The organism is Mucilaginibacter pocheonensis, assembly GCF_031456535.1.
In the GTDB taxonomy this organism is placed as follows: Bacteria; Bacteroidota; Bacteroidia; order Sphingobacteriales; family Sphingobacteriaceae; genus Mucilaginibacter; species Mucilaginibacter pocheonensis.
The window spans coordinates 186,397-204,093 of the sequence record NZ_JAVDUU010000002.1; the positions used below are offsets into that span (position 1 = coordinate 186,397).

At 42.9% G+C, this 17,697-nt stretch carries 19 protein-coding genes; 15 read left to right on the top strand and 4 right to left on the bottom strand.

What is annotated here, in order from left to right; all coding sequences use genetic code 11:
- The first annotated feature begins 5 nt into the window (after positions 1–5).
- From aat to J2W55_RS07625, 3 genes are all read left to right on the top strand, one after another.
- Complete coding sequence (gene aat / locus J2W55_RS07615) at positions 6–638, top strand: leucyl/phenylalanyl-tRNA--protein transferase (RefSeq protein ID WP_310093818.1); 633 nt, start codon at positions 6–8, stop codon at positions 636–638.
- Between the two features lie 506 nt (positions 639–1,144).
- Positions 1,145–1,729 (top strand): crossover junction endodeoxyribonuclease RuvC, encoded by a 585-nt coding sequence (gene ruvC, locus J2W55_RS07620; RefSeq protein WP_310093821.1) that lies wholly within the window; start codon positions 1,145–1,147, stop codon positions 1,727–1,729.
- A 111-nt stretch (positions 1,730–1,840) separates the two neighbouring features.
- Positions 1,841–2,257 carry a MauE/DoxX family redox-associated membrane protein gene (locus J2W55_RS07625; RefSeq protein ID WP_310093824.1) on the top strand — a complete coding sequence of 139 codons (417 nt, stop codon included), beginning with the start codon at positions 1,841–1,843 and terminating at the stop codon, positions 2,255–2,257.
- 532 nt (positions 2,258–2,789) lie between these two features.
- Here the strand turns inward: J2W55_RS07625 and J2W55_RS07630 are convergent.
- The 3 genes from J2W55_RS07630 to J2W55_RS07640 form a co-directional block, all read right to left on the bottom strand.
- The gene (locus J2W55_RS07630; RefSeq protein WP_310093827.1) at positions 2,790–3,185 is read right to left on the bottom strand and encodes an HIT family protein; all 396 of its coding nucleotides are present in this window, start codon (positions 3,183–3,185) and stop codon (positions 2,790–2,792) included.
- A gap of 113 nt (positions 3,186–3,298) precedes the next feature.
- A complete protein-coding gene (gene greA, locus J2W55_RS07635) occupies positions 3,299–3,772 on the bottom strand; it encodes a transcription elongation factor GreA (RefSeq protein WP_310093830.1) in 474 nt (157 codons plus the stop codon).
- 448 nt (positions 3,773–4,220) lie between these two features.
- On the bottom strand, positions 4,221–5,147 hold the full coding sequence (locus J2W55_RS07640) for an NAD(P)-dependent oxidoreductase (protein ID WP_310093832.1): 927 nt from the start codon (positions 5,145–5,147) through the stop codon (positions 4,221–4,223).
- A 213-nt stretch (positions 5,148–5,360) separates the two neighbouring features.
- Between J2W55_RS07640 and J2W55_RS07645 the strand changes: the two genes are divergently transcribed.
- Positions 5,361–5,921, top strand: coding sequence for a hypothetical protein (locus tag J2W55_RS07645; RefSeq protein WP_310093835.1), 561 nt, complete (start codon positions 5,361–5,363; stop codon positions 5,919–5,921).
- A 149-nt stretch (positions 5,922–6,070) separates the two neighbouring features.
- Here J2W55_RS07645 and rsmA read toward each other — a convergent pair whose 3' ends face one another.
- On the bottom strand, positions 6,071–6,859 hold the full coding sequence (rsmA, locus tag J2W55_RS07650) for a 16S rRNA (adenine(1518)-N(6)/adenine(1519)-N(6))-dimethyltransferase RsmA (protein ID WP_310093838.1): 789 nt from the start codon (positions 6,857–6,859) through the stop codon (positions 6,071–6,073).
- A 221-nt stretch (positions 6,860–7,080) separates the two neighbouring features.
- On the opposite strand from rsmA, the gene pdxA reads away from it, so the two are divergent.
- The 11 genes from pdxA (at position 7,081) to J2W55_RS07705 (ending at position 17,582) form a co-directional block, all read left to right on the top strand.
- The gene (gene pdxA / locus J2W55_RS07655) at positions 7,081–8,136 is read left to right on the top strand and encodes a 4-hydroxythreonine-4-phosphate dehydrogenase PdxA (RefSeq protein ID WP_310093841.1); all 1,056 of its coding nucleotides are present in this window, start codon (positions 7,081–7,083) and stop codon (positions 8,134–8,136) included.
- 81 nt (positions 8,137–8,217) lie between these two features.
- Entirely contained in the window at positions 8,218–9,402 is a 1,185-nt protein-coding gene (locus tag J2W55_RS07660; RefSeq protein ID WP_310093844.1) for a DUF5009 domain-containing protein, read from the top strand.
- A gap of 196 nt (positions 9,403–9,598) precedes the next feature.
- A complete protein-coding gene (locus tag J2W55_RS07665; protein ID WP_310093846.1) occupies positions 9,599–10,123 on the top strand; it encodes a YceD family protein in 525 nt (174 codons plus the stop codon).
- Positions 10,124–10,137: 14 nt separating this feature from the next.
- Positions 10,138–10,329 carry a 50S ribosomal protein L32 gene (gene rpmF / locus J2W55_RS07670; protein ID WP_076373869.1) on the top strand — a complete coding sequence of 64 codons (192 nt, stop codon included), beginning with the start codon at positions 10,138–10,140 and terminating at the stop codon, positions 10,327–10,329.
- 16 nt (positions 10,330–10,345) lie between these two features.
- The gene (plsX, locus tag J2W55_RS07675; RefSeq protein ID WP_310093855.1) at positions 10,346–11,284 is read left to right on the top strand and encodes a phosphate acyltransferase PlsX; all 939 of its coding nucleotides are present in this window, start codon (positions 10,346–10,348) and stop codon (positions 11,282–11,284) included.
- Positions 11,285–11,295: 11 nt separating this feature from the next.
- Positions 11,296–12,285, top strand: a complete 990-nt coding sequence (locus J2W55_RS07680) for a beta-ketoacyl-ACP synthase III (RefSeq protein WP_310093858.1) — start codon at positions 11,296–11,298, stop codon at positions 12,283–12,285.
- Positions 12,286–12,463: 178 nt separating this feature from the next.
- On the top strand, positions 12,464–12,940 hold the full coding sequence (gene accB / locus J2W55_RS07685; protein ID WP_310093861.1) for an acetyl-CoA carboxylase biotin carboxyl carrier protein: 477 nt from the start codon (positions 12,464–12,466) through the stop codon (positions 12,938–12,940).
- A gap of 153 nt (positions 12,941–13,093) precedes the next feature.
- A complete protein-coding gene (gene accC, locus J2W55_RS07690) occupies positions 13,094–14,428 on the top strand; it encodes an acetyl-CoA carboxylase biotin carboxylase subunit (protein ID WP_310093864.1) in 1,335 nt (444 codons plus the stop codon).
- A gap of 74 nt (positions 14,429–14,502) precedes the next feature.
- The gene (gene tatC, locus J2W55_RS07695; RefSeq protein ID WP_310093867.1) at positions 14,503–15,369 is read left to right on the top strand and encodes a twin-arginine translocase subunit TatC; all 867 of its coding nucleotides are present in this window, start codon (positions 14,503–14,505) and stop codon (positions 15,367–15,369) included.
- A gap of 155 nt (positions 15,370–15,524) precedes the next feature.
- The gene (rpiB, locus tag J2W55_RS07700; protein WP_310093869.1) at positions 15,525–15,959 is read left to right on the top strand and encodes a ribose 5-phosphate isomerase B; all 435 of its coding nucleotides are present in this window, start codon (positions 15,525–15,527) and stop codon (positions 15,957–15,959) included.
- A gap of 60 nt (positions 15,960–16,019) precedes the next feature.
- Entirely contained in the window at positions 16,020–17,582 is a 1,563-nt protein-coding gene (locus J2W55_RS07705; protein WP_310093872.1) for a M28 family peptidase, read from the top strand.
- The last annotated feature ends 115 nt before the right edge of the window (positions 17,583–17,697 follow it).

Consider the following 17,697-nt stretch of genomic DNA (forward strand, 5'->3'; position numbering starts at 1 on the left):
GCCTGATGATATTCAGGCTTGATGAACGTTTACTATTCCCCGAGCCCGATTTGGCAGAGCCAGACGGGCTTTTGGCTGTAGGCGGCGACCTGTCGACCAAACGCCTGCTGCTGGCTTATCAAAACGGCATTTTCCCCTGGTACAGTGATGATACACCCATCCTGTGGTATTCGCCGCATGAACGTTTTGTGCTTTATCCGCAGGAGTTAAAAATAACCAAATCAATGCGCCAGGTACTGCGGTCGGGCAAATTTACGGTCACCGCCGATACCTGTTTTAATGAGGTGATCACCGCATGTGCCGCTGCTCCCCGCGACGGACAGGACGGCACCTGGATCACCGATGATATGAAGGCTGCCTACAATCAGCTGCACGCCGAAGGCCATGCCCACTCGGTTGAAGTATGGGAGCATAACGAGTTGGTCGGCGGCATTTATGGCGTACAAGTTGGCGGCGTTTTCTGCGGCGAAAGTATGTTTAGCCGCGTGAGCAACGCCTCCAAAACCGCCCTGATACACCTGTGCCAAAGCGGACAGTACCAACTGGTAGATTGCCAGGTACACACCGCCCATCTGGAATCATTGGGCGCCCGGATGATCAGCAGGGAACAATATATGGCAGTGTTGAAAAATTTATAATGTTTCATTGCGCTCGGCATTACAAAGAAAAGTCCCTCGCCGGGTTTGGGCACGCGTTTAGACTCACCCTGTCATCGCTTCGCTCGACACCCCTCTCTACGCCTGCGGCGCAAAGAGGGAATTTATAAATCAGGTAAAAAGATAATTAGATAAAGGATCAAAGAAAAGACCACCCCTCCCCAACCCTCTTTATGGCAAAGCCATAGAGAGGGTCGGCCAGCGTAGCGTAGCCGGAGTGAGTCAGCACGCGTTTAGACTCACCCTGTCGTCGCTTCGCTCGACATCCCTCTCTACGCCTGCGGCGCAAAGAGGGAGTTTATAATCAGATAAAAGATAATTGAACAAAGGACAAAGAAAAAACAACTCCACCTTAACCCTCTTTATGGCGAAGCCATAGAGAGGGTCGGCCAGCGCAGCGGAGCCGGGGTGAGTCTCCCCGCGTTCAAACCCTTCCAAAGATTAAAACACCCCTCCGCTTTTAGCAACTATATAACTACCTTTGGACTGTGCAGCAAGCAAACACCAAAGAACGTATTATTTTAGGAATCGACCCGGGTACGGCCGTTATGGGTTATGGCCTGGTTAAAGAAACGGGGCCAAAAATTGAACTGCTTGCCCTGGGCGTGGTAAAGATGAACAACGCGGACGACCACATGCTGAAATTACAGCGCATATTTGAAAAAACAGTAGCGCTGATTGATAATTACCATCCCGATTGCCTGGCTATTGAAGCCCCCTTTTATGGCAAAAACATACAGGTTATGCTAAAACTGGGCCGCGCACAAGGCGTGGCCATGGCCGCGGCTTTATCTCGCAATGTTGATATTACCGAGTACGCCCCGCGTAAAATAAAACAATCCATAACCGGTAATGGCAATGCCACCAAAGAACAGGTTGCCGCCATGCTGCAGAACCTGCTGAGCTTTAAAGAAACCCCCGACTTTTTAGATGCCACCGACGGTCTGGCCGTAGCCGTGTGTCATTCCTTTCAACGCATAACTACCGGCAGCAAATCAGGCTCAGGCAGCAAAAAATCATATTCAGGCTGGGACACTTTTGTAAAGGATAACGCCAGGCGCATTGTGAAATAATCCCCAAAAATCACCAACGACTTTTGAACCCGATGCAATTTCTCCATCAGGTTAGTCCCTGCATTGATTTTTATTTCTCAAATTTGGGTATCACAATTAACCTAAAACCATATGGAAACCGGATTTAATGTACGTTATTTTAAGGATGCCGAAAGATTACTGCGCTTTGCTATGCTGCTAACCCTGTTGATAGCAGGCATCAGTAAATTTTATAGTCATGGTAATTTTCATGATTATTACCTTTCGCAATTTACACGCACTACGCTGCGTTTGCAGTTACCGGGCGCTATCTATAATATTTATTTACACCTGATCCCCTATATTGAAGTGCTGCTGGCCTTAGCTTTGCTATTGAGCAAATACAGACGCTATGTTATAATAGCCTGGGTACTCTATTTTATTTCACTTGAGACAGGTCATTATATTCTTGAAGAGTTCGCGACGGTGAACGGCATAATACCTTATATTTTATTAGGAGCAATAACTTATGTATTACCCGCTCACCAGAGTTTGATCAGGCGTGATTGAAAGCTGGCGTTAGTATATAAAAGCCTGTCATCCCTGAGCGACAGCGAAGGATCTTCTTCGCCCTGCTGAGCGCCTACTTTTCTACGGAAGAAGATGCTTCACTACGTTCAGCATGACAAGGGAAATGTAAAAAAAAGGGATGCAAACCATAAAAGTTTGTCATCCTGAGCGATAGCGAAGGATCTTCTTCACCCTGCTGAGCCCGGACTTTTCTATGGGAAGACGATGCTTCACTCCGTTCAGCATGACAATGGAGACGTGAAAAAGTGATGTAAACATAAAATGTTGTCATCCTGAGCAACAGCGAAGGATCTTCTTCGCCTTGCTGAGTGCAGACTTTTCTATGGAAGAAGATGCTTCACTACGTTCAGCATGACAAGGGAGTGTGAAAAAAGGGTTGTAACACAACAAAGGGCTGTCATCCTATGGGTAGCAGTGAAGTATCTTCTTCAATAGAAAACCAGCGTTTAGCAGAGTGAAGAAGATCCTTCATCCTGCTGAGCCCTACTTTGCTATAAAAAAATTATTCCCATCAATCCTTCAGCGCGGCCTTGATCTTATCTTTGGTAGCGCTAAGCTCCTCGGGGGTAAAACTAAGCTTTGGGCGGGCAAAGTTCATATCGTCAACCCGGTTCATCGGTATTAGATGGATATGCACGTGAGGCACCTCAAGACCTATTACCGCCACACCAACCTTTTTGCAGGGGATAGCTTTTTTAAGGGCAGTTGCCACAATTTTGGCGAAGATCTGCAGGCCGGTATAGGTCTCATCGTCCAGGTCGAAAATGTAATCAACCTCTTTTTTCGGTATCACCAGCACATGGCCTTCGGCCAGCGGACTGATATCCAGGAAAGCCAAAAACTCATTACTTTCAGCTACCACATAGGCAGGGATCTCCCCTGCTATTATTTTTGAAAAAATGGTCATTTGTTGGGGAGTGGTTTATTAAGTTGATCGGATGAATGGTTGCCTTAATCATGTTTATTGGTTGATGATGCGCGTTATGAAAACAACTCACATCATCAACCATTCACTAATAACTACCTGCTTATCTCCAGTATTTCAAATTCAATTTTACCGGCAGGCACGGTTATCTCTGTAGTTTCACCCACCTTTTTGCCCAGCAATCCTTTGGCAATAGGCGATGCCACCGAAATTTTGCCGGTCTTAAGATCGGCCTCACTTTCTGACACCAGTTGGTAGCTCATGGTGGCCCCGTTTTTAAGGTTCTTTATTTTAACGATAGATAAAGCAAGCACTTTTGACGTATCCAGTTTCGACTCGTCAAGCAGGCGGGCATTGGCCAGGGTTTCCTGCATCTGTGCTATTTTGGCCTCGTGCAAACCCTGTGCTTCTTTGGCTGCATCATACTCGGCGTTTTCTGACAGATCGCCTTTATCCCTGGCTTCGGCGATCGCTTTTGATATATCCGCGCGACCGGTTGTTTTCAGCTTTTGTAATTCTTCTTTTAATTTTTCTAAACCATCTTTGGTAAAATATGATACCTCTGCCATAACACGCAAATTAATTATTGTTTATTCTATTGGTTATCCAAAAAAAACCGCCCCCCTTGTTTTAAGAAGGACGCTATGACTATAAAAACAAACAAGACTATATGGGCTGTACCTACATAGTCTTGCTTTTGTATTTAACGAAGATAAGTTATTTAAATTTTATTATCCAAATTTTTTTAATCGATGACTCCGATGATTTTGTCTGGATCAGTATTGATATGATTAAAGGATCTCGCGATTTGTTAGTCGCAAAATATCCGTCATTTTGATGAAACAAAGAAAGCCTCTCCGAACTCAATTTCTTTCCTATACAAAGGTATGACCTCATCTTTTTAACCATCCAATTCATCTCACCAATCACTCCCCATTAACCATTCATTACTCCTTATTCACTACTCCCCATTGACTACTCACTACTCACTACTCACCATTCACTACTCACCATTCACTACTCACAAGCAACCAGCTTCTCAGCCATTACCTCACTTATTTTGCGGTACGAATCAAAAGTCCAGCCGGCAACGTGGGGACTTAGCAACACCTTACCGCTTTGGCGCAGTTCGCCAAACCAAGCCTGTTCTGCCAGCGCGGGAAATTTTTCAACCTCAAGCACATCAAGGCCGGCGCCTAAAATTTTACCCTTTTTAATGGCATCAAGCACGGCGCTCACCCTGGCAGTTTTGCCGCGCGATGTATTGATAAAAAAAATGGGCTTTCTAAAGTGGAAAAGGTATTCGTCATCAACCAGGCCATTAGTTTCGGCAGTGAGGGGGATATGCAGGCTCAGTACATCACTATGCTTCACAATATCTTCCATACTTACCTCGCGGGCATACCTATCGCTAAAACCTGTTTTGTATTTATCATAAGCAATCACATCAACCTGAAAGCCCGACAGCTTGCGGGCAAAGCTTTGCCCCATGTGGCCGTAGCCTATTATGCCTACCGTTTTACCCTTAAGCTCATAACCGCGGTTGGCTTCGCGCTGCCAGCTGCCATTACGTATCTCGGCATCGCCTTTATTTAAGTTATTCATGAGGGATAGAAGCAAACCAACGGCATGTTCGCCAACGGCATCGGAGTTGCCTTCGGGAGCGTTGATCAAACTGATGCCCTTTTCGGCCGCGTAGGCTTCATCAATATTATCCATACCAGCACCGGCGCGAGCCACAAAGCGAAGGTTTGTACCGGCATCTATCACCTGCTTATCAACCCTGAATTTTGAACGGATCACCAAACCGGCGTACCCGCCTATGATCTGCAGCGCCTCATCGGCTTTGATAAGTGGTTTGTAATCGCATTGATAACCTTTGGCAGCTGCCTTTTCCATAAATATGGGGTGGATATCATCAACGATAAGAATACTATTTTTCAATTTTAACTTTTTTTATTAAGGGGCTAATTTACAAAATGCGCCGCACACTTATATTGCTGTAGGGCCATATAGTTACTTATTACAAAAAGCCGACTAATGTTTATCAAACCCAAATAAACATTTGCCATTTTTGGCAATCGCAGAAACTGGCACGGGAATAGCATTATAATTTATACAGGGGAATCATCCTGTTTGCAATTTAACCAACAAGTAATGAAACGTATAAAATTTAAAGCAATAGGATCCGACATAAAAACATTGGCCGAAAAAATGGCCAACAAGGGTTTTAAACAAATATTTGATCATATTGACCAGTTTAAGATCAAAAAAGGGGTTGATACCCTGGGGCTTGATAAATTTATTAACCAATGCGCCTTAATGGCCGCCGGCTCTGGAGCCATATCTGGCAGCGGCGGTCTTATTACGCTGGTGGCCGGCATTCCCTTTGATTTTGCAAACCTGATAACGCAGCAGTTTAGGGTTACCATGGCCATTATGTACTATAACAAGGGTAGTTACCATATTGAGTTTGAGGATTTCATGTTGCTGGTAGCCACCTCGCTTAAAGTAGAAGCCGGTATAGCCATAACCAAAACCATGATGGAAGGCATAGCCGAAAAACTGCTCATGATATTAGGCACCCGCACTGCCGAAAGAATGGTGCCTGTGGTAGGCGCGATAATTGGCGGCACCGCCAATTATCTTTTCATTAAACGCATGGCCGGCATGGTCAAAAAAATGCATGGCGAACCGGAGGTGATACAGATAAGTTAACCGTATTTTTAGGTCATGTTCAAAACGTGTGCAAAAAGTGTTAAAACAGCAACTTTTTCATCGTTTTTAATCGGTTATTGATTAATAATCAACTGCTTTTTGGCAGCATTTATGCCCTGAATGGGTTAGCAGATGCGTTTGAACAAAATTTAAGACAAACTTCTGCCATCGGCCACCTCATTGGTAAGTTTTACAAAATCGTCAACGCTTAGTCGCTCGGCCCGCAGGTCGAGCGTGGCATTTTCAGTCATTTTTTCCTTGTTGATAAGGGATGATATAGCATTGCGCAATGTTTTGCGCCTTTGGTTAAAACCTGCCTTTACAATCTGCCAGAATAGTTTTTCGTCACAGTTCAGGGTTTCGGCATCATTACGGGTAAGCCTGATCACAGCCGACAATACTTTGGGCGGAGGGTTAAAAACGCCTGCTTTTACCGCAAACAGGTATTCTACCTTATAATAGGCCTGCAAAAACACACTCAGGATGCCATATTCCTTGCTACCGGGCTTAGCCGAACAGCGTTCAGCCACTTCCTTTTGAAACATGCCTACCACCTCAACAACCTGCTGCCTGTTATCGAGCACCTTAAAAAGTATCTGCGAGGATATATTATAAGGAAAATTGCCTATGATAGCGAACGGACCGTTAAATACTTTCTTAAAATCCATCTCCAAAAAATCATCATTAATAAGACGATTGCCCAATTGAGGGTATTTTTTTTGAAGGTACTGGTACGATTCTTCATCAATATCAATCAACGAAACTTCGTACTCGGTTTTTTGCAATAAAAAGTCAGACAATATACCCATGCCCGGTCCCACCTCCAACACATGGTGATACCTGTCAGCCGGTTTCAGGCTGTCAACAATTTTGGCAGCTATGTTTTTATCAGTAAGAAAGTGTTGCCCTAAGTGTTTTTTTGCCCTTACTAATGTCATTATTAATCAAATATTTGAGCAAATAAAGGCATATTTGTGCTTTAATCAGAAACTATACGCTTAAAATCTTTTATTTGCAGTAAAAAACAAAGGAAAAAGCTGAAACGCGCAGGGTAAACAAAAAACCCGGGGCTTAAAAGTTTAGGCGTAACTGTTAACTATACATACCGGTTATTATCAGTGCAATTACTCATAAAAACGGTGTAATCTTAATAAAAAAAATGAGCGAAAAAATTAAAGTAGGGATAAGCATTGGTGATGTAAATGGAATAGGGTTAGAAATAATTATCAAAACCCTGGCCGATAGCCGCATTTATGATTATTGCACTCCAATTGTTTATGGCCATACCAAGGTAGCATCATTTCATCGTCGGGCAACACATGTTAATGAACTTAATTTTCAGGTTATAAATGACCCTTCGCAGGTGCAGTATAAAAAACCCAACATGATCAATTGCTGGGACGAAGATGTAAAAATTGAGCTTGGTTCTGTTACCGAAACCGGAGGTAAATATGCTTTTAAGTCCCTTGAACGCGCAACCTTTGATTTAAAAGAGGGTTATATTGATGCGCTGGTTACGGCACCTATTAACAAAGATAATATACAAAGCGACCAGTTTAATTTTCCAGGCCATACCGAATATCTGCAGGAACGTGACGGCGCAGCCGAATCACTCATGTTTTTGGTGAGTGATACCTTGCGGGTTGGTGTGGTGACCGGCCATATACCTATTGCTAAGGTTGCAGAAAGCATTACTATCGAAAAAATATTAGCCAAACTTAAGCTAATGAACCATAGTCTGCAAAACGATTTCTGGATCCGGAAACCTAAAATTGCGGTGTTGGGCCTAAATCCGCATGCCAGTGATAACGGACTGATTGGCAGCGAAGAGAAAGATACGATAATACCGGCTCTTGAAGAAGCCCGCAACCATGACATTATGGCCTTTGGCCCCTATCCGGCCGACGGTTTCTTTGCGAATGGAACTTATTTACAGTTTGATGCCGTACTGGCCATGTATCATGACCAGGGCCTTATTCCTTTTAAACAGATCGCTTTTGAATCGGGGGTTAACTTTACAGCAGGCCTGAGCTTTGTTCGCACCTCACCCGATCATGGAACAGCATACGATATAGCCGGCAAAAACCTGGCCTCAGAAATATCATTCCGTGAGGCATTATTTACCGCTATCCATATCGTAAAACACAGGCGCGAAACGCTGGAACTTAATGAAAATCCTTTAGTGTTTACCAAGCTAAGCCGCGATAGGGACTAAAATATACGCTGTAATAATAATGTTTCAATTTAATTAACGTTAGATTAAAACATTTGCTCAGATAAAGCATTTACAAGTTTAATGAATGATTTTTTTAGTCGTGTCCGCTCCATTGACGCTTTCCGTGCCGTAACGATGTTCCTGATGATATTTGTGAATGACCTTGATGGCATCCCAAATACCCCAACCTGGTTAAAACATGCAGGCGAGAACGTTGATGCCTTAGGGCTTGCTGACACTATTTTTCCCGCGTTTTTATTTATTGTAGGCCTTTCTATTCCCTTCGCATTTCAAAACAGGTTAAAGCGCGGCAATTATAAATTACTTTCGCGTATAGTAAGCCGGTCATTCGCGCTGATATTCATTGGCTTTTACCACGCCAATATGGAAACCTATAATGAAGTTACTTCCCTGTTGCCAAAACCAGTTTGGGAAAGCCTGGTAACTTTTAGTTTCTTCTTTATATTTTTAGATTACAGCAAAGAAACCTCCAACCTTAAGCGCTACCTGTTGCAGGGCTTTGGCGTAGCGTTACTGTTAGTGATGTCTGTACTATACAAAACCAGCGATCCTGGTCATACGTGGCTGCATTTTACCTGGTGGGGCATCCTGGGCCTTATTGGCTGGTCATACCTGGTATGCGCGCTCATTTATTATTACTCCGAAGGGCATTTGTGGATCCAGGCTACCGCATGGATATTCTTTATGTTCTTTAATATCGATTTTCATTTCGGCTTCCTTGACTTTTTAAGCGGATTGCAAAAATATGTATGGATAGCAGGCAACGGCGCCATGCAGGCATTTACTATGGCCGGGGTATTTTCTTCAGTGCTGTATATGCGCCTCAAAGCCAGTAATGAACTAAAACTGCTATGGGCCGCCCTCATATTAATAGCCATTATCATGTTTAATATGGGTTTTATAGTTCGCTATTTTAGTGGCGGTATTTCAAAAGCACGTGACACCCCCTCATGGGTGCTTATTTGTACAGGTATAAGTCTGGTTATGTATGCCATATTTATTTTCGTGGTCGATTTTAAACATAAATACAACTGGTTCAAGATCATTGAACCGGCGGGTACCAATACTTTTACCTGTTATATTGTGCCTTTTTTATTCTACCCTATGTACGAAATGAGTAATATAGGCTATCCTGAATATTTAAGCCAGGGCACGGGCGGGCTTATTAAATGTATCATATTTGCCTTTGTAATGGTATGGCTCACGGGATTGTTGGATAAGATCAACATCAGGCTGAAAATATAAATCAGGCTAAACGATTTGAGCAAAAGGTCAAATACCAACCTGGTATTTGGTTTACTTAATTCATTATATTAAATTAATATGGTGTCTGATATTTAATTCTTACCTTTTGCTCTTCACCTTTAGCATTTTACCTTTTTAAAAAAACACTTTCCACTTATGGTATTTTTCCATACATTTGCGGGCTAATTGTTGCTCATTGAAATCGCTTAAAAAATATTCGATTCCTTTTACAGGGCTTAAATTGGGGAAACACCAGTTTGAATACACTGTTGATGATGCCTTTTTTGACGAATTTGAGTATTCGCTCGTTAAAAAAGCTGATTTGCAGTGCCAGGTAGAGTTGGACAAACAGGAAACAATGCTGATCCTGAATTTCCACATTAAAGGAACCGTTGATGCTAATTGCGACAAGTGTTTGGCACAATATCCGCAGCCGCTGGATATTACCGAACAGCAAATCGCTAAATTTAGCGACGAGATTATTGACGAGGACGATGAGATCATCACCCTAAACAAAAATGATCACGAGATCAATGTTGCCGGGTTAATATATGAATACATAAACGTTGCCATGCCATTTATATCGGTATGTAACGATGAGGGAAATACCCCATATTGTGATAAAGAAATGCTCGAGAAGTTAAATAACCTATCGGCAAATGATGAACAAAGTGAGCACACAGACCCACGGTGGGATGTACTCAGAAAAATAAATAAATAACAAAAAACAGGATCATGCCACATCCAAAACGTAAAATATCCAAATCAAGAAGAGATAAGCGTAGAACACACTACAAAGCTGAAGCTCCAACTTTAACTACCTGCCAAACTACCGGCGCTGTACACTTGCCGCACAGAGCTTATACTGTTGATGGTAACGTTTACTACAACGGTAAATTACTGATAGAAAAAGCAGCTGTAGCATAAGTTTAATTTTCTGAAAATGAAGATTGGCTTAGATATTATGGGCGGTGATTTTGCTCCCAAAGCAACCGTTTTAGGGGCAATCGAAGCTTATAAGGCTTTGTCTGCCGACCAAAAGCTGGTTCTTATCGGCGATAAAGATCTTACCGTTACAATTCTTCAGGAAAACAATGTAAGCCCCGATCATTTCGAGTTTGTACATACAACCGAGGTGATAGGTATGGGCGAACATCCTACTAAAGCCATTGTTCAAAAACCGGATTCAAGCATTGCGGTTGGTTTTCAGCTGCTTAAAGAAGGCCAGATACAGGCTTTCTCATCAGCCGGGAATACCGGAGCCATGCTTGTAGGCGCTATGTTCAGCGTAAAAACTATCCCGGGTGTTATACGCCCTGCAATGACAACTATTGTACCCAAACTTAAAGGAGGTTTGGGTATTTTGTTGGATGTAGGTGCCAATGCCGATTGCAAGCCGGATGTTTTAGTTCAGTTTGGTGTGCTTGGCAGTTTGCTCGCACAGTCAGTATATGATATTGATAATCCACGCGTTGCACTCATGAACATTGGCGAAGAAGAAGAAAAAGGCAATATCCTTTGCCAGGCTACTTATCCTTTAATGAAAGAAACATCATTATTTAACTTTGTAGGGAATGTTGAAGGACGCGACCTGTTCAGTGAAAATGCCGATGTTTATGTATGCGATGGTTTTACCGGCAATGTAATATTAAAGCTTGCCGAGTCGTTTTATGTTATAACATTAAAGAAACAGCTAAAAGACGAATTTTTTGACCGGTTCAATTATGAGCAATATGGCGGCAGTCCTATTCTGGGCGTAAATGCACCCGTAATTGTAGGCCACGGAATTTCAAGCCCCGAGGCTATTAAAAATATGGTTCTCTTATCAAGAAATATGGTTGAGAGCCGCCTGGTTGATAAAATTAAACAAGCGTTTCAGTAAAAAAATAAAAGATGAGTAAAATTCACGCCGCTATTACTGCTGTACATGGCTATGTTCCTGACTACATTTTAACCAACCAGGAGCTTGAAACGCTGGTTGATACAAATGATGAGTGGATAGTGAGCCGTACCGGCATTAGGGAGCGCCGTATCTTAAAAGGCGAAGGCTTAGGTACATCTGACCTGGCAGTTCCGGCGGTTAATGCATTGTTAAAAAAACGCGGTATTGGTGCCGATGAGATTGATCTCATTATTTTTTGCACCACCACACCCGATATGCCATTCCCGGCAACAGCCAATATATTGGCCAATAAGGTTGGGGCGGTAAATGCCTGGGGATTTGATTTACAGGCAGCCTGCTCAGGTTTTATATATGGCCTTACTACAGGCGCTCAGTTTGTTGAAAGCGGGAAACATAAAAAAGTATTGGTTATTGGCGGCGATAAAATGTCATCAATAATTAATTATGAAGACCGCGCCACCTGCATCATTTTTGGAGATGGCTGTGGTGCTGTACTGCTCGAACCCGATACCGAAGGTAACGGCGTTATAGATTCTATATTAAAAAGCGATGGCTCGGGCGTGCCTTATCTGCACCAAAAAGCCGGCGGATCCGTAAAACCGGCATCCCACGCCACAGTTGACGCTCACGAACACTTTGCTTACCAGGAAGGTCCGGCTGTTTTTAAATTTGCTGTAACCAATATGGCTGACGTTGCACATGAGGTAATGGAACGGAACCACCTTACAAGTGATGATGTTGCATGGCTGGTGCCACACCAGGCCAACAAGCGTATTATTGATGCCACTGCCAGCCGCACAGGCCTTAGCGCAGACAAAGTGATCATTAATATTGAACGTTACGGCAATACTACCAATGGAACCATTCCACTATGCTTATGGGAGTGGGAAAGTAAATTTAAAAAAGGCGATAATCTTATTTTAGCTGCTTTTGGCGGCGGATTTACCTGGGGTTCCGTATATTTAAAATGGGCTTATTAGTACAGTGTGCAGGTTTTAAATGTCGGGCATTCAAATTTTGAGTGAGCTGATCAGAAAATTAAAACATCTGTTTATTAATTAATGTTACTTTAACTAATAAAAAACATTTACACATTTGCATATTTTCACATCATAATTTAGATAATAAACTTTATCCAAAACCAATCAATCCCTAAGTATGGATATTAAACAAATTCAGGACCTTATTCGTTTTGTTTCAAAATCGGGCGTAAACGAAGTGTCAATTGAGCAAAAAGATTTTAAGATCACTATAAAAACCAATGAGGTACAGCCCGCGGTTATCAATGCTACTATACCTGCACAAACTGCACCGGCAGCGCTTGCTGCTGCGCCGGCACCGGTAGCTGCACCTGTGGCCACACCGGCAGTACCGGCTGCTGAGGACACTTCAAGGTTTTTAACTATCAAATCGCCAATGATCGGTACTTTTTACCGTTCTGCCAGTCCTGATAAACCATTGTTTGTAAACGTTGGTGATGAGATCAAAACCGGCTCTGTGGTTTGCATCATTGAAGCGATGAAACTTTTTAACGAAATTGAATCCGAAATTTCGGGCCGTATAGTTAAAGTGCTGGTTGATAACGCATCTCCGGTGGAGTACGACCAGCCTTTATTTTTAGTTGAACCTATATAATTGTTAAGTTGATTAGGTTGAATGGTTGATTATGCGAGCGGTTAATTGCTCGTTTAAGATTTATTCAACCTGTAACTAATTAAAGCTCACCTCTGTGGGTGGTTGTACCTTACTCAACCACTTAACTCGATCAGCTAATAACTAACAAAAAAGATGTTTAAAAAAATATTAATAGCTAACCGGGGCGAAATAGCTCTGCGAATTATCCGTACCTGCAAAGAGATGGGTATTAAAACCGTAGCTGTATATTCAACGGCCGACCGTGATAGCCTTCATGTACGTTTTGCCGATGAGGCTGTTTGCATAGGTCCTCCGCCAAGCCGCGATTCATACTTAAATATCCCAAATATCATTTCGGCTGCGGAGCTTACCAATGCCGATGCCATACATCCAGGTTATGGCTTTTTATCTGAAAATGCCAAGTTCTCTGCCATCTGCGCCGATTATGGTATCAAATTTATTGGTGCCACTGCCGACCAGATCAACTCGATGGGCGATAAATCATCGGCAAAAGAAACCATGAAAAAAGCCGGCGTACCCATAGTTCCCGGTTCTGACGGTTTGCTTACTGATGTAAAACAAGGCATAAGCATTGCCAATAAAATAGGTTATCCCATTATACTTAAAGCTACTGCCGGCGGTGGTGGCCGTGGTATGCGCATTGTGTGGAAAGACAGTGAGTTTGAAAATGCCTGGGATTCGGCACGTGCCGAATCAGGCGCCGCTTTTGGTAATGATGGCCTTTACCTGGAAAAATATGTACAGGACCCACGCCATATTGAGATACAGGTTGTAGGCGACCAATATGGTAAGGTATGCCACCTCTCTGAACGCGACTGCTCTATACAGCGCCGCCATCAGAAACTGGTTGAAGAATCACCATCACCGTTCATGACCGAGAAGCTCCGCAAAAAAATGGGCGAAGCCGCTATAAAAGGCGCAAAAGCCGTTAAATATGAAGGAGCTGGCACTGTTGAGTTTTTGGTTGACAAAGACCGCAACTTTTACTTTATGGAGATGAATACCCGTATACAGGTTGAACACCCGGTTACCGAGGAGGTGATCAATTTTGACCTGATCAAAGAGCAAATAAAAGTTGCTGCAGGTATTCCTATATCAGGTAAAAACTACGAGCCAACCATGCACGCTATCGAGTGCCGCATTAATGCCGAAGATCCATTTAACGGTTTCCGTCCGTCACCGGGTAAAATAACCAATTTTCATTCGCCGGGTGGTCACGGCGTACGTATTGATACCCACGTTTATACGGGTTATGTAATACCGCCTAACTATGATTCAATGATAGCTAAAGTGATTTGCGTAGCACAAACCCGCGATGAAGCCCTAAGCACTATGGAACGGGCATTGAGCGAATTTGTGATAGAAGGTGTTAAAACAACTATACCATTCCATCTTAAATTGCTGCAGGACTCTAATTTCCGTGCGGGTAACTTTACTACCAAGTTTATGGAAACCTTTGAATTTTAAAATAAATTCAAACTATCTTCATACAATAAAACGTACTTAGCACAATAGTGCACCAGTGGCACTTACACACACAAATGAGCGACAATAAGTTAATTAAAGCCATAAAAGATAAAGGCAAAACGATGGAGGCAGAGATGTCTTTTTTCGATCATTTGGAGGCTTTGAGGTGGCATTTGATCAGGGCATCAGTGGCTATTGTGATATTTACTACGATAGTATTTTACTTTTACGATTGGATTTTTGATACGGTGATCATGGGCCCCGGTCGGCCCACCTTCTGGACATACCGTATGCTGTGCCAAATCGGTGCTGCTTTACACCGTTCGGGTTTTTGCATTGATAAGATCAACATAAGCCTTATCAATACCGAAATGGCCGGGCAGTTTACACTGCAAATCAACTCGGCACTTTTAATAGGCATTACGCTGGGTATTCCCTACCTTATCTGGGAAATATGGCGCTTTATAAAGCCTGCCCTGCACGAGAAAGAGCGCAAAGCAGCCACAGGTTTTGTTTTTTACGCATGTATGCTGTTTTTTATGGGTATACTTTTTGGGTACTACGTTATTACACCAATGTCTATCAATTTTTTATCGGGCTATACGGTAAGTACAAAGATCCAAAATTTATTCACCATTGATTCTTATATATCGTCAGTTGCTACCCTAACACTGGCTACCGGTGTAGTTTTCCAGCTGCCAATTTTGGTATACATATTATCAAACCTGGGTGTTTTAACACCTAAGTTTATGCGCGACACCCGTAGGTATGCCATCGTGGTAATACTGATTATTGCAGCCATTGTAACGCCAACGCCTGATATGCTTACCATGACCGTTGTAAGTATCCCGTTGTTTATTCTTTACGAAGTAAGTATTGTGGTTGCCGGCCTCGTTGAAAAAAGAAGGCTCAAAAAGGACGAAGAGTTCATGAAATCGTAACATGTTAACGTGCAATAAAAACGAGAAAAGCTGCCTTAGAGCAGCTTTTCTCATTTAAAAATAATGGCTTCATAATTTACTGCACATTCTTTAACTTTTAATCTGTCATCAGAAATTTGCACATTTGTATCCTACATAAAATATACTGTAAACTAATGAAAGAAGGGCTAAAGATTGCCATTGGTGCCGACCATGCCGGCTTTGACTATAAACAAGCATTACTGGAAACTTTACAAGCAAGCGAGCTAAAAGATTTCGGCACTTACTCCAGCTCTTCTGCCGATTATCCTGATTTTGCACATCCGGTTGCTTTGGCAGTTGAAAATGGTGGTTTTGATTTAGGCGTTCTGGTTTGCGGAAGTGCCAACGGAGTGGCCATAACTGCCAATAAACACCAGGGCATCCGTGCTGCTATATGCTGGAACCAGGAACTGGCCGAACTTGCCCGCAAGCACAACAATGCAAATATTCTATGTATCCCTGCGCGTTTTATCAGTATTGATGAGGCAAAAAAAATTGTCGCGGTTTTCTTGAACACCGATTTTGAAGGTGGCCGCCATGCCACCCGCGTCGGTAAAATTGCCTGTTAAATAGGCAGGCTAAAACATCTCTTTTACTCTTGTACCGTTAACTTGAACTAAACATACTACATGAAAAAATTATATTTATGGGTGTTTACATCGGCTTTTGCGTTAACTGCCTGTGCCCAACAAAATCCCACAGTTGTAAAATATGCCAATCTCATTACAGCCGATGATGCCAAAAAACATTTGAGCATATTAGCTTCAGACGCGTTTGAGGGTCGTGAAACAGGTACACCGGGTGCCCAAAAAGCGGCAAACTATATAGCGGCCGAATTTAAAAAGTTAGGTTTGGAAGCCCCGGTAAATGGGTCGTATTTTCTGGATGTGCCGTTAACTCAAAACGCATTAAAAGTAACGGCCTTTACCGTTAACCAAAAAACATTTGAGTATGGGCAGGATTTTTTTCTGAACGGCGCATACCCAGATAATAACATCAATGTAAATGATGTTGTATTTGTAGGTTATGGAACCGACAGTGAAATTGGCAGTACCGACCTTACCGGGAAAATATTGCTCTGGATAAATGAGGATAAACCCCAAGCCGGCACAACCCCAAGCACCAGCTATCGCCTAACAGCCAGTCGCACCAAAACCATTAAATACCTGCAAAGCAAAAACCCGGCAGCTATACTTGCCGCTAACCCTGGCATTGCCGGGGCGCTTAACCGCTTTGGCAAAAGCGTAACAAGTCCGCGGCTTACGCTTAAACACGCGGTAGCCAAGCCTGCAAATACCAACGCTCCCGTATTTAATATCACCACAGCCCTGGCCGATGAATTGGTAAAACCAGTCGGCAAAACTTATGATGAATTAAAAACAGCTTCGACTGCTGCCGTTGTGCCTACCTTAACTATTAAAAGCAGTATAACTATCAACTATAGCACTACAAAAAGCGATGTAAAAGCTGTTGATGTACTTGGTTATATGCCCGGTACCGATCTTAAAAATGAGGTATTGATATTCTCGGCTCATTACGATCATATTGGTCTTAATCCCGAAGCATCAGCTAAAGACCGGGTTAACAATGGCGCTGATGACGACGGTTCGGGCACCACAGGTATCCTTGAAATTGCCCGGGCATTTGCCAAGGCTAAAAAAGACGGGCACGGCCCGCGCCGCAGTATTCTGTTTTTAGGGAATGTTGGCGAAGAAAAAGGCCTGCTTGGTTCTGAGTACTACTCAGAGCATCCGGTTTTTCCGCTGGCCAGCACCATTACTGATCTTAATATTGATATGATTGGCCGTGTAGGCTATGAATACATTGGCAAGCCTGATTCTGCAAATTATGTTTACGCAATAGGCTCAGCTATGCTTAGTAAAGAACTGCATAACATTGGCGAGCAAGCCAACAATACCTATACCCAACTGCGCCTGGATTATAAATATGATGACCCTGATGACCCAAACCGTTTTTACTACCGCAGCGATCATTATAACTTTGCTAAACATGGCGTCCCCATTATATTTTACTTTAACGGCGTGCATGATGATTATCATCAACCCGGCGATGAGGTAAGCAAAATTAATTTTCCGCTGTTGGCCAAACGCGCGCAGTTGGTATTTTATACCGGGTGGGAACTTGCCAACCGTGATAAGCGCCCCCTGGTTGATGGAAAAGCAAGTGAGTAGTGAATGGTGAGTTATAACAGTGGATTTTTGATCTGTACTACTCAATCTTTTGTTATTTATCCATCGCTAACCACTAACTACCCAGAGCTCATTATTCAAAACTTAAACAAAAAAC